The 11,918-nt window shown below is 71.6% G+C and carries 11 protein-coding genes and 1 pseudogene; 5 read left to right on the top strand and 7 right to left on the bottom strand.

All coding sequences use genetic code 11. The annotated features are described in order from the left end of the window. The first annotated feature begins 244 nt into the window (after positions 1–244). Entirely contained in the window at positions 245–706 is a 462-nt protein-coding gene (locus POF43_RS27600; protein WP_271312131.1) for a DoxX family protein, read from the top strand. 663 nt (positions 707–1,369) lie between these two features. Here POF43_RS27600 and POF43_RS27595 read toward each other — a convergent pair. After that, positions 1,370–1,612 carry a hypothetical protein gene (locus tag POF43_RS27595; protein WP_271312132.1) on the bottom strand — a complete coding sequence of 81 codons (243 nt, stop codon included), beginning with the start codon at positions 1,610–1,612 and terminating at the stop codon, positions 1,370–1,372. 17 nt (positions 1,613–1,629) lie between these two features. Then, entirely contained in the window at positions 1,630–1,911 is a 282-nt protein-coding gene (locus POF43_RS27590) for a hypothetical protein (RefSeq protein WP_271312133.1), read from the bottom strand. 966 nt (positions 1,912–2,877) lie between these two features. Between POF43_RS27590 and POF43_RS27585 the strand changes: the two genes are divergently transcribed. Further along, positions 2,878–3,768: an alpha/beta fold hydrolase gene (locus POF43_RS27585; RefSeq protein ID WP_271322393.1), complete on the top strand. Its 891-nt coding sequence runs from the start codon at positions 2,878–2,880 to the stop codon at positions 3,766–3,768. A 92-nt stretch (positions 3,769–3,860) separates the two neighbouring features. Here POF43_RS27585 and POF43_RS27580 read toward each other — a convergent pair whose 3' ends face one another. Further along, the gene (locus POF43_RS27580; RefSeq protein ID WP_443732115.1) at positions 3,861–4,679 is read right to left on the bottom strand and encodes an RraA family protein; all 819 of its coding nucleotides are present in this window, start codon (positions 4,677–4,679) and stop codon (positions 3,861–3,863) included. Positions 4,680–5,094: 415 nt separating this feature from the next. Between POF43_RS27580 and POF43_RS27575 the strand changes: the two genes are divergently transcribed. Next, positions 5,095–5,661, top strand: coding sequence for a hypothetical protein (locus POF43_RS27575; protein ID WP_271322392.1), 567 nt, complete (start codon positions 5,095–5,097; stop codon positions 5,659–5,661). 931 nt (positions 5,662–6,592) lie between these two features. Here POF43_RS27575 and POF43_RS27570 read toward each other — a convergent pair. Further along, a complete protein-coding gene (locus POF43_RS27570) occupies positions 6,593–6,964 on the bottom strand; it encodes a winged helix-turn-helix transcriptional regulator (RefSeq protein ID WP_271322391.1) in 372 nt (123 codons plus the stop codon). A gap of 92 nt (positions 6,965–7,056) precedes the next feature. Here POF43_RS27570 and POF43_RS27565 point away from each other — a divergent pair, with 92 nt between their 5' ends. Beyond that, positions 7,057–7,896 (top strand): SDR family oxidoreductase, encoded by an 840-nt coding sequence (locus POF43_RS27565; RefSeq protein WP_271322390.1) that lies wholly within the window; start codon positions 7,057–7,059, stop codon positions 7,894–7,896. A 322-nt stretch (positions 7,897–8,218) separates the two neighbouring features. Here the strand turns inward: POF43_RS27565 and POF43_RS27560 are convergent, their stop codons facing one another. Both POF43_RS27560 and POF43_RS27555 read right to left on the bottom strand, forming a co-directional pair. After that, entirely contained in the window at positions 8,219–9,175 is a 957-nt protein-coding gene (locus POF43_RS27560) for an NADP-dependent oxidoreductase (protein ID WP_271322398.1), read from the bottom strand. 80 nt (positions 9,176–9,255) lie between these two features. Continuing rightward, positions 9,256–9,624 (bottom strand): annotated as a pseudogene (locus tag POF43_RS27555) (nuclear transport factor 2 family protein); the annotation flags it as partial. Between the two features lie 171 nt (positions 9,625–9,795). Between POF43_RS27555 and POF43_RS27550 the strand changes: the two are divergent. Beyond that, positions 9,796–10,611, top strand: coding sequence for an alpha/beta fold hydrolase (locus POF43_RS27550; RefSeq protein WP_271322389.1), 816 nt, complete (start codon positions 9,796–9,798; stop codon positions 10,609–10,611). 315 nt (positions 10,612–10,926) lie between these two features. Here the strand turns inward: POF43_RS27550 and POF43_RS27545 are convergent, their stop codons facing one another. Beyond that, positions 10,927–11,865, bottom strand: coding sequence for an alpha/beta hydrolase (locus POF43_RS27545; RefSeq protein ID WP_271322388.1), 939 nt, complete (start codon positions 11,863–11,865; stop codon positions 10,927–10,929). Positions 11,866–11,918: the final 53 nt, after the last annotated feature.

Raw genomic sequence — 11,918 nt, 5'->3', positions numbered from 1 at the left:
CTCACCGGCCGCGTCCCGTCCCGCCGCCACCATCGAGCTGACGCACCATCATGCACTTACGCCCCAACTCCCATGCCATCAACGGTCCCTGCACGAGCCTCAGAAAAAAGTTTCTCCCTTCTTGAGCGTCGCCGGGCGCGCGCACGTATGAGTCGCTGCGCAAGCAGTTCGGCAAGGGGTCCCCCGTGACGGTGTTCGTCGCGCCCCGGCCGGCTCCGCAATCCCCGACTCGTAGGAGGTTTTCGTGTTGAACACGGGCAAGAGACTGGACGCCGCCGGTCCATCGGCTCTCGCACTGTTCCGCATCGTGGTGAGTCTGTTGTTCGCCTGTCATGGCGCGTCGACCGTGCTGGGTCTGTTCGGTGGCCCCGAGGGCGGCCGCCCGCCGGTGGGCGCGTGGCCGGGCTGGTGGGCCGGGCTGATCCAACTCGTCGGTGGCGTAGTGGTGTTGCTCGGCATCGGCGAAGTGGGAACCCGCATCGCCGCCGTGGTCAGCTCGGGCTCGATGGCGTACGCGTACTTCACGGTCCACCAGGAGCACGCCCTGTGGCCGATCCAGAACGGCGGCGAACCGTCCGTGATGTTCTGCTGGAGCTTCCTGCTGATCGCCATCGTCGGCACCGGCACCTGGACGCTGCCCTGGACGGCGAAAAGGCAGTGGCGCACCCCGCCCGCCGACCGTACTCCCGGCGCCGAAACGAGTTGAGGCCCGGCTACGACGCGCAAAAGTGCTCCACCCACCGTCTCCAGCCCATCGTCCCCGGGCCGTACCGCGTCGGCATACGGCGCGTCCTGCGGCTCTCTCCCCGGACGGCGCCACACGGTTCGCGATGACCGCACCGATGGGCACCGGACATGACGCACGGGAACTCCCGCACACGCGCCAACCCATTACCAGAAGACCCCTGGTCGCCCGCTACCGGCGATCGGGGCGTAACAAGCACGTTGCCGCCGTGGGGAGTTGAGCCCCGGCGGATCCAGGAGGGAGAGGGGCCCGGAACCTCGGCCCCCTCTCCGTTCGGTTCAGTGCCGTCAGTGCCGCCGGCGCTGTCCTGTCTTCCCGGTGCGGGACTCTCCCGGACCGGCCACCGCACGCCGCAAGGGGGACAGCACTCCGACCGGCGTTCCCGGTCACAAGGGTCCGTACCCGGCCGGTGCGCGACTGCTGAACGTACGGTGACGTCGTGGGCGGCGAATGCCGGTGTGGGGTTCGTGCGAGCGTGCGTCGCGGTGGCCGTCGGCGTGCCGGCACCGGCCGTGTGGACGCACTGATGAATGCGTGCGGTGTTTCGGCGACGCCATGAGTCCGTTCCGCGGCGTGGCGGGGAAACCGCCGGCATCAGGCGGTCCTACACGCAGGGCGGGGCGGTCAGCCGAGGAAGATGATCTCCAGGACGTAGATGGTCCTCACCTCGTGCCCCAGCATCACCACGGCGAACGCCTGGTCGGTGTACGCCATGCGGATGGCCTTGTCGTCCACGCCGTACGGGCGGGTCGCGCCCAGCGGGTCGTTGCACGCCACGGCCAGGGCATCGGTCAACGCGGCGCTGACGTCCTCAGGCAGTGCGTCGTGGAGCGTTTCCTGATCGAGTTGGTATTCGAGCCGGTACACACCCGCAGCATGTCAGCTCACGCGACCCGGTGAGACCGGTTCCGCTCAGCCACTTCGAGGACCTGATCAGTCTTGTCGACCCATACGCCGGGCGGGTTCTCGCCGCGCTCCGCGAAGGGTGCCAGATCCCGGCCCCGCTCCACCGCGGCCAGTGTGATCCTGGCGATCCGTTCCCACTTGGCGAACGTCGTCAGCAACTCGTGGGCAGGCGTCCGGTTGATCTCCCCGAGGAACCGCTGGGCCAGGGTGTGGTCACCGAGGGCTTCGGCGATCCGCTCGATCGTCCACGGCTCGCTCATCACTTGCCTCCTGGCTCACACGGGAACACGTGGGGCGCTCCCATGACCACTGCGTACAAGGCAATCGTGAGGGGCTGCCCGCACAGCAGCGTACAACTGCGATACGGCGGTGCGCTGAAGTTCGGTGTACGGGCTGGTCACGGAGGTGGCCCGGATGAAGACGCGGCCCGGGAGGAACCGGTACCGGCCGGGAACGGATCGATCCCACGACCGGCCCGGCCTCCACCCGCCGCTGCGGTCTCCGAGGGCGCGGCGGGGTCAGGCTCTCGCCTCCCGCTCGGCCGGCGAGGTGTCGTACCCGTCGGCCAACCGGACGCAAGATCCGCCGCGTTGGGGAACCGGGGCAGCGAAGCAGGCGTGAATTCGCCAACCCGTGGGCCAGGATCACCGGGGCCAGGCCGACATGCAGCCGCTTCAGTCGGCGTATTGCCTGACACCTCACCCGGGCGGCGTACCCGGACCACCTGGTCCACGCCGGACGGAAGAGGGACCGAACTCACGCGTCGCCGTGGCATTGTCACCCGTTCGGCTTCCTGCCCGGGCCGGCGAATACCTTCCGCTCGGCGACAGGCGCCGGGCGCGGCCACCGAAATACGTCCGCCGCGACCTGGGACGTTCGGCCAGTCCGAGGGATATCCGGAGAGCACTCCCCCACCCTCGCCGGAGGAATGCGAAGACCTCGGGGCGCATGAAATCCCGGCGCAGCGTGTATATCGCTTGCATGCCAGAATTCCCTCCCGGAGCCGGAGACGACTCCGGAGCCGGAACCGGCGTCGCAACCGAGGCCACGGCCGTTCGCGGCTCCGGTGCTGACGGAGCGGCAGAGCAGGCTCGCGGCCCGGTCGCGCCACCACGGCCGGTCCCGTGGTTCCTGACCGGAGTCCGTCACGCCGTGGACCCAACCGCCGGAAGTCACGAGGACCACCGCACGGAGCTCGCCGGGCCGGGGAGCGGGGGCCGATCGCGATGACCCGGTTGCAACGTCCGGGCCTGCGGCTGTACTTCGAGGACCACCCGGCGCAGGAGGGCGGCGGTCCCCGCCTGTTCGACGCCGCGCTGCTCGTCCACGGCTGGGCCTGCGCCTCCTCCGACTGGGCGCCGCTGATCGACCGCCTCACCCCGTACGGCCGAGTGGTGACCGCCGACCTGCGGGGTTGCGGGCGGTCCGGCACGAGCGACGACGGCTACCTGCTGGCGGACCTGGCCGGGGACATGGCGGCCCTGCTCGACCACCTGGGGATCGAACGCGCCCTGCTGATCGGCCACTCCGCCGGCACCGAGGTCGCGGCGACCCTCGCGGCGCGACGACCCGACCGCGTCACCGGGCTCGTCTGCGTGGACCCCTCCTACGGCGTCGGGGAAGACGGGCGCGCCCGCATCGAGGACGTCGCGCGCCAACTGGCCGGCCCGGGCGCCAACGACGTCATCGCCGACTACTTCGCCCGCCTCGACGACGCACCGGGCACCTCCCCCGAACTGGCCGCCGCGCACCGCGAATCGGCACTGCACGCCCGCCCCGACGTGGCGTGCGCGATGTACCGGCGCATCGCCTTCGGCCCCGGCTCCTTCCACTTCCGGCCTGCGACCGACCGGTTCCTCGCGGGCCTGACGTGTCCGGTACTCGCCTTTTACCGCAACGACGAACGGGCCGTCGCCGGACGGGCCTTCATGACCCGCCCGGATGACGGACTGCACGTCTACGCGGGCGCCGGGCACTGGCTGCACCAGGAGCAGCCCGACCGGTTCACCGATGATCTGACCGCGTGGCTGACCAGGACGGCGGGCCCGCACACCACCACCGGAGGTCCCGCACGACCGAGGCGGGCGAACGGCGAGGCCGGCACGGAATCGCCCTGAACGCCGGACGGCTCCTCCGCGCGCGTGCCGCTCCGGCCGTCGCCGCCGTCACGGGCCCCCGGCATCGGGCCCCTCGCCGCACCGGACTTCGCCTACTCCTCGATCGCCCCGCCGACGGCACGCAGATGCTCGCGGAACGTCAGGGCCGGGTTCTCGCGCCGTCCGGCGAGGTACGTGTCGAACCGCACTTGAGCGCGCAGGGAGGTGCCGGAGCGGATTCGCTCGGCCTGGCCGCGCTCGGTGTCGCGGATCGCTTCGGCGAGGTCGAGGACTTCGGCGGCGCCCGAGGACGGCACGAAGATCACTCCGTCGTCGTCCCCGAGAACCAGGTCGGCGCTGCCCACCGTCCACTCCCCGACAACGGCCGACTCCAGGACGTCCTTCGGCCGCTCGTCGAGGCGTTGCGGTCCCGTCGGCACCGACCCCGTGCTGAAGACCGGCAGACCGATCGCCCGGATGTCGGCGGTATCGCGGTGGAGGCCCCAGATGACGATGCCGCCCACGCCGGCGGTCCTGGCCTCCAGGGCCACCAGGTCGCCGACGCAGGACTCGTCGGTACGGCCGCCGTTGTCGACCACCAGGACGTCGCCCGGCTCCGCGTGCTCGAACGCCTCCAGGAAGATGTCGACGCTGCCGACGTGGCGGGCGGGCAGTACCCGTCCCGCGATCCGGCTTCCCGGGATGACGGCCTGAAGTGCCGAGGGCGCACAGCGAACGGGAACCCGGGCACGGATGCAGGCATCTGTGAGGTGGGCGGTGGTCAATGCCGCGAACCGACGACGCAGCTCCTGGGAATCAATGCTCTGCATAACGCCCGAAACTAGCAGCGTCAGGTCCTGGTTGACGACCTCGCCGATCCGCTCGCCGGGTTCGGGAACCGAGCCGGGCGCTGCGGCTCTTGCACGTCGCACCCAACATTGACCCCGGCGAGATCGGCGATTACGGCGCCCCCGGCACCGGTAATGCTGCTGAGGCCGGCTTTGCACCGCCGAGCACCAAGTCAGCCCAGCCGTGGTCCCCCTGGCGTCTTTTCGTCACCCGGGGCGCGCTCCGCGGGGTGGCGGAATTGCCGCGTGCGAGGCGTGGGGTCCGTGAAAGCGGAATGGCGTAAAACCGCCCGGTGCGACCTTTGACACGCCCCGGCGCACCGGACCATGATTCCGTCACGTGGAGGCAGCGTGAAGGTCGTGGATTTTTTCCGGGGAGGCGGAAATTCCGTACGGAATGGCGGATTCCCGTTTCTCGAAGGTGACCACGACCTGTCCGCAGCGCACCCCGCACCCGGCAACCCGGCGTCGCCTTCCGGCACATGACCAGTCGTGAACCATGACCGCTCCCCGAATCGAGGTCGCAATGCGCAGGACGTTGCTCGGAGGCACGGCCGCCGCGGCGGCGCTGGCCGCGCTGGGCGTGGCCGCAGCCCCCGCAGCCGTGGCCGCCCCCGCCGTCCCCCGCCACCTGGCGGGGCACACCAGCACCTTCACCGTCCCGGCCGGCCGCCGGAGCGTCACCGACACGGCGGGCGGGGCGAGCGTCACCGTCGTGCCGTCGTCGCAGACCTCGCCGAGGACCACGATCACCTGCAACCTGGTAGTCGCCAACCCGACTCTCAGCGACGACACCGTGGACGGCACGGTCCTCGTGTACGGGGCGGTTCTCGTGTACTGCGACGGCACAGTCGCCAGGATCCAGATCTCCCTGGGCCTCTACCTCAACGGCAGTCTTGTGGACTCGGCCACCCGTTCGGTCATTGACACCGACAGCAGCAGTTGGTCTCTGCTGACCCCCTACCAGAGTGGGGATTGGCAGACCGGTGGCCTCACCGACATCACCTGGGCCACCGGCGGGACCGGAAGCATCCCGGAGAACTACAGCGCAGTGGTACCCCTGTAGCCGCGGTGGCGCCTCCTTATCGGCCGACCGACAGCGACCTGGGCGGGGGCCGGTCAGCGGCTGAGCCGGGCGGGTCGGACAAGTGGGCAGGGCCGACGGCTGGACAGTCCCGTCCGACGTTGCGATCCGGCGTCAGACCTGCCCACCTGAGAGCTGGAGCGGGAACAGGAACGGCCGGCGCGTGATCATCGGGTGTTGTACGGGCTCCTGAAGATCGCGCGCCGGCTGCGGCCGTGCGCTGACGCTGATCGCCGGCGGCCGATGTCGGACGAGGCCGTGGCCATGATCGCGGGGCAGGTCCGTGCGACGGTCACCCTGGCGCGGCCGCCATCGAGCCACCGCACGGCGAAGCCACTACCGGCACCGGCTCACCGATGCCGCCAACGCTCAGCTCACGAAGCCGCACTGGACATCGGATGCGCCGCCCCGAGCCTCTGCGGGACAGCGTGTCTTCCACTGAGCTTCCGGCCAACCAGTGCCGCCGGGGTGCGCGGGCTCGACCCCATGTCCAGGCGGCGCTCGCCACCCACGCCTCGCGATCATGCCACCGTGCCGCTGTCTCCGTCCGAACAGATCCGCGTGGCCCTTCACAGCTGTCACCGCCGCACGACCGAGCACCGGCCCGCCCGTCCGCTTCACCCCGGCGGAAGCCACGACTTGACCAAGGCGACGGTCCCGGACACTGGTCGTAGCAGGCCGGCGGACCAGCGGAAGTCCGCATGTCATGCAGCTCGTTACGGAAACCCCCCGGCCGACCGGCTTCCAGCCACGGAAGGCGACTGGTTTCCAACGGCCCGGTCCGGCACGTCGGTGTCTCGGGCTCGGGCGGAGGTCGCTGCCGGATCAGTGCGAGGGCGCTGTCCGATCAGGCCGGGGACCTGGCTCAGCACGTCGTCCCTGGTGTCGCGGACCCGCACCGGCCGTTACCGCGTCATCCCTCGCCGCCCGCCGACAGCCGCCGGGTGATCCGGTCGAACAGTTCGGTCAGCGGCTCGCCGACGTCCCGGCCGAACTCGGTCAGCCCGTAGGTGACCTGAGGCGGCGTCGTCGGCTCGACCTCCCGCCGGAGCAGGCCGTCCTGGACCAGCGCCCGCAGCGTCTGGGCGAGCATCTTCTCGCTGATGCCCTGGATGCTCTCGCGCAGCTCATAGAACCGGAGGTCGTTGCTCCGCAAGGAGATCAACACCCAGATGCCCCACCGGTTGGTCACGTGGTCGACCAGGTCGCGCGCGGGACAGTCGGTGTGAAACACGTCATACCGCTGACCCGCCCCGGCCGGTCTGTGCTGCACGCCTCCCACCATGTCAGGAGCTTACTTCAAGGTATGTACTTACCAAAAGTTAGCCCGTGCTCCTAGCGTCAGGACCTCAGAGAACATCCGACAAGGAGCTGATCATGATCGTGGTGACCGGGGCTACCGGGAATATCGGCCGGCCGTTGACGCGGGCGCTGGCCGAGGCGGGCCAGCAGGTGACGGCTGTGTCGCGGCACGCGGCGGAGGCCCCGAACGGCGGCCGCCATGTGGTGGCGGACCTGGCCGAGTCGGCCAGCCTCAAGCCCGCGCTGGCCGGGGCGAAGGCGCTGTTCCTGCTGCTGTCCGGCGACCTGCACGCCGCTGGCGCCAGTCCTGCCGACGTCATCGGCGAAGCCGTGGCCGGCGGGGTCCGCCGGGTCGTGCTGCTCTCCACGCTGGGCGTGGTGACCAGGCCCTTCGGCCCGACGCGGATCGCGATGCGCGCGCTGGAGGACACGCTGCGGGACTCCGGCCTGGAGTGGGCCGTTCTGCGGCCGGGCGGCTTCGCCTCCAACGCTCTGTGGTGGGCCGAGTCCGTCCGCACGCGACGGGTCGTCGCCGCGCCCTTCGGCGACGTCGGCGTGCCGATCGTCGACCCGGCGGACATCGCCTCGGTCGCCGCGGCCTGCCTGCTGGACGACCTGCACACCGGTGCCGTCTACGAGCTGACCGGCCCGGAGGTGATCACTCCGCGCCAGCAGGCGGAGGCCATCGCCACCGCGGTCGGTTCACCGGTGACGTTTCACGAGTTCACCCGCGACGAGGCCAAGGCCGCCATGGCCCAGAGCATGCCGGCGGAACTCGCCGACGACACGCTGGACATCCTCGGTTCCCCGACTCCGGCCGAACGGCGCGTCAGCCCGGACGTCCAGCGGGTACTCGGCCGTGCACCGCGCCCCTTCGCCGACTGGGCCGCCCGCAACGTCGCCGCATTCCGCTGAACCCGCTCGGCAGCTGAGCCCGTTCGACGCGTGCCGCTGAGCCCATTCAGCTCGTTCCGCTGAGCCCGTTCGCCGCAGCCGGAACCGCTCTTCGTACTCGGCGACGCACGGACATTCCCACGCGGACGGCGGGCCGATCCGGCGTGACCAGCCGGCGCCGGCGCCGGTTGCCGCGACAAGTCAGCGCCGGTGCCCGTTGTGAGCAGCCGGCACCGGCACCGTGACTGGACCGCAGCGGCGCCCACCCCGCTGCGCACCGGACGCTGCCGGCCGAACCACCGGGCCGCCGCGGGTGCTGTCGCCGCTTCGCGGGGTCGGGACGTCAGGAGGGGAAAGCGGTGAAATCCAGTACGAGGCGGCCGCGTACTCCGCCCTCGGCCAGCCGCCGATGAGCCTCGGCGGCCTGGTCGGCCGGCAGTACGTCGGCCACCCGCAGCGTCAGTTCGTCCGTGCCGGCCTGCTCCCGCAGCCGGAGCAGGCGGGCGTGGTCGGTGGCGGCCTCGCCGACCATCACCGGGTGAACGCGGATGCCGCGGTCGGCCGGGCCCTGCCAGCCGCGGATGACGGCCAGGCCGCCGCCGTCCCGGATCGCCGGGAGGACCAGCCCGTTCAGCACCGCTCCGTCGAGCACGGCGTCCACCCCGCCGGGCGCGAGCGCGCGGAACCGGTCGGCGACGTCGTCGCCGCGCGGCACGACCTCGTCCGCGCCCAGCGCGGTCACCAGCTCCGTGTCGGCGGCCGAGGCGTCCGCCAGCACGCGCAGCCCGTCGTTCTTGGCGAGTTGCACCGCGTAACCGCCGAACGCCCCGGCCGCCCCGGTCACCGCGACGGTCCCACCGGCGGGCACGGCGAGCAGGTCGAGGGCGACCCGGGCCGTGAGGGCGTTCATCAGCAGCGTGGCGGCGGCCGGGAAGTCCGCACCGGACGGGATCGGCACCGCGGATGCCGCGGGCACCACGATGCGTTCGGCGTAGGCACCGCCGTGCGGACCGTACGGGAGCACGATCGCGACCACCGGGTCCCCCGGCCGGAGCGGGGTGTCGGTGTCCGGTCCGACCGCGTCGACGACGCCCGCCGCGTCCATGCCCGGCACGTAGGGACCGGGACGCCCGTCGAACCGGGCGGACACGGCCCCGGAGCGCAGCAACGTGTCCGTGGGGTTGACCGATGCCGCGTGCACCCGGATCCGCACTTCGCCGGGGCCCGGTACCGGGTCGGGCACCTCGATCACCCGCAGCACCTCGGGTCCGCCGAACTCGGTCAGGCCGATCACTCGCATGGCCACCGTCTCCTCCTGTTGCGTCCGTCGCCGGACGTGAGCTGACAGGTTCCCTGTCCATTTTCGGGTATGCCGGGCCGTCATCGCGGTGGAGAGCGCGGCGGCCGGGGATTCCCCACGGACCGGCGCGGGCTGACCCGGTGACGGCGGACCAGCCATCCGCGGTCGTGGTCGCGGACCAGGCCGGCCTCGAACCGGTTGCCCAGCAGGAGATGGTCCTGGAACGGAACCGACGGCCCCTGCCCGTCGCGGTGGTGTCGCCCGATCAGGTAGCAGGTCAGCCGGGCGCTGCCGCCGTCCGCCTTCACCCGGATGCCGGACAGCGCGTGGAAGGTGTCCATGCCCTTTCCCACCGTATCCATCAGCGTCCGGACGACCTGCTCGCGACCCACGTGGGGCTCGAACGAGTGAATGCTGTGGCCGATACCGCTGAGGTCGAACACGGCGTCCTGGGTGAACGCCGTAGTTCCTCGTCGGCGAAGGGGAACGACGTCTTACGGAAATATGACGTACCGGCCCATTGTGAAGTGCCCCACAGGCGGCCGGTGTCCGCCCCGAACAGGATTGAGGCCCAAGCCGGGCACGTCCCGATGTGCGCGGCGCGAGGCACGGAGTCGCACATGATCTCTCGACGGATCTTCTCGGGAGCGGTCACCGCTGGGCTGGCGGCGGTCCTGGGCAGCGCGGGCCCCGCCGCCGCTTCCCCGCGGGAGGCGGTCGCCGACCCGTCCGACGCCCGCCCCCGCTCGGGCCGCCGGGTGCGCAACGTCGTGCTGGTGCACGGCGCCTACGCGGACGGATCCTCCTGGTCGGAGGTGATCGAAAGGCTCCAGAGCGCCGGGGTGAACGTCACCGCGGTACAGAATCCGCTGACCTCGCTCGCCGACGACGTGGCGGCGACCGAACGGGCCCTCGCCTTCCAGGACGGTCCCACGATCCTGGCCGCGCACTCCTGGGGCGGCACCGTCATCTCCCAGGCCGGAACGGCCCCGAACGTGGCCGGCCTGGTCTACGTCGCCGCCCGGGCACCGGAGGCGGGCGAGGACTACACCGCGCTGGCCGGCCGCTTCCCCACGCCGCCCGCCACCGCCCAGTTGGTGGAGTCCGGCGGCTTCAAGCAGCTGAGTCGGGACGGCTTCCTCAACGACTTCGCCAACGGGGTGCCCCGCCGAAGGGCGCTGGCCATGTACGCGGCACAGGGGAGGATCTCCGACTCCCTCTTCGCCGGTACCACCACCGCCACGGCCTGGCAGCACAAGCCCACCTGGTACGCGGTCTCGAAGAACGACCGGACCACCTCGACCGCGTTGGAGCAGTTTCTCGCGGCCCGGATGGGAGCGACCACCATCGAACTCGATTCCGGCCACCTGTCGATCGTCACACATGCCGACGATATCGCTCGCCTCATCCTCGACGCCTGCGACCAGGCCGGCTGACGACCGGCCGCAAGCGGAGCCCCGGGCCGCCCCTGGCCCCGGGGCCGGGTCCGGGCCCGGTTTCCGGCTCCGGCTCCGGCTCCGGCCGCCGTCCCGGCTCCCCGGCTCGGCTCGGGGCTCGGCTGCCGTCGACCGCTGAACGTTGCTGATCGCCGCCGCTCACCCACGCCTCCGTCCCACCGACCGCTCGTCACCGGCCTGCGACGTCCGGGGAGATGGCCTGCGGCAGCCGGGAAGACCGTAGGCGGCGTCCGGGGAGACGGCCGGCGGCAGCCACGGAGACGGCCGACGGCGGTCGATGCCGCGTGGGCCAGGTCAGGCGAAGGCCACGGCCACCGCGTCCGAGAGCCGGTCCAGGGTGTCCCGCGACAGTCGTACCGAGCCGGTGAACGACAGGAACCCGTGCACGGCTCCCTCGACCGGGAGGTGCTGGACCGGCACCCCTGCGTCGGCCAGCTTGCGGGCGTAGCGGTCCCCCTGGTCGCGCAGGGGGTCGTTCTCGGCGGTGGCGATGACGGCGGGAGGGAGTCCGGCCGGTACGTCGCAGCGCGCCGGCGAGACCCGCGGGTCGGCGCCCTGGTCGGGGGTGCTGAGGTAGGCACCCCAGAACCACTCCAGGTAGGAACGGGACAGGACCGGCCCCGTCGCGTTCTCGTACATCGAGCAGCTGTCGTCGAACCGGTCGACCGCCGGGTAGGCGAGCACCTGGAGCGCGATGCGGGGTCCCCCGCGGCGCAGGGTCTCCTGCGCGAGGACCGCGGCGAGGTTGCCGCCGGCGCTCTCGCCGAACACGGCGATGCGCTCCGCGTCGCCCCCGAAGCCGGCCGCGTTGTCCGCGACCCAGGTCAGCGCGGCGTAGGCGTCGTCGGTCGCGGCGGGGAAGCGGTGCTCGGGTGCCAGCCGGTAGTCGACGGAGACGACGATCGTGCCGGAGCGGCCGGCCACGGTGCGGGCGATGTGGTCCTGGGTGTCCAGGTCGCCGAAGACCCATCCGCCGCCGTGGAAGAAGAGCGTCACGGGCAGCAGGCCGGCGTCCGGCCCGGTGACAGGCCGGTAGACGCGCAGGGGTATGTCGCGATCGCCGGCAGCGGCGGCGGTGTCCCGGACGTCCGCGATCGGTTCGGGAACGCCGGCCAGGGCGGTGAAGGCGCGCCCGAACGCGCGGTTCTCCGCCACCGTGCGGCTCTCGGGGGCCGGTCCGGCTTCCGCGGCCAACTGCTGGAGCAGGATCTCGATCTGGGGGTCGAGGGGCATGGTGCACACCTGTCTGAGGAGACGGCCATCCCGGGATGGAATGACTTTTCCAA

Origin of the sequence: Streptantibioticus silvisoli, from assembly GCF_027947535.2 — a bacterium.
GTDB lineage: Bacteria > Actinomycetota > Actinomycetes > Streptomycetales > Streptomycetaceae > Streptantibioticus_C > Streptantibioticus_C silvisoli.
Note: the sequence above shows the minus strand (reverse complement) of the source record. Positions and strands in the feature narration are given on the sequence as shown.

Coding starts and splice junctions, on each gene's coding strand:
- POF43_RS27590 (WP_271312133.1), bottom strand. CDS start 1,911: ATGAGCGAGCCGTGGACGATCGAGCGGATCGCCGAAGCCCTCGGTGAC.
- POF43_RS27585 (WP_271322393.1), top strand. CDS start 2,878: ATGACCCGGTTGCAACGTCCGGGCCTGCGGCTGTACTTCGAGGACCAC.
- POF43_RS27575 (WP_271322392.1), top strand. CDS start 5,095: ATGACCGCTCCCCGAATCGAGGTCGCAATGCGCAGGACGTTGCTCGGA.
- POF43_RS27570 (WP_271322391.1), bottom strand. CDS start 6,964: ATGGTGGGAGGCGTGCAGCACAGACCGGCCGGGGCGGGTCAGCGGTAT.
- POF43_RS27565 (WP_271322390.1), top strand. CDS start 7,057: ATGATCGTGGTGACCGGGGCTACCGGGAATATCGGCCGGCCGTTGACG.
- POF43_RS27560 (WP_271322398.1), bottom strand. CDS start 9,175: ATGCGAGTGATCGGCCTGACCGAGTTCGGCGGACCCGAGGTGCTGCGG.
- POF43_RS27550 (WP_271322389.1), top strand. CDS start 9,796: ATGATCTCTCGACGGATCTTCTCGGGAGCGGTCACCGCTGGGCTGGCG.
- POF43_RS27545 (WP_271322388.1), bottom strand. CDS start 11,865: ATGCCCCTCGACCCCCAGATCGAGATCCTGCTCCAGCAGTTGGCCGCG.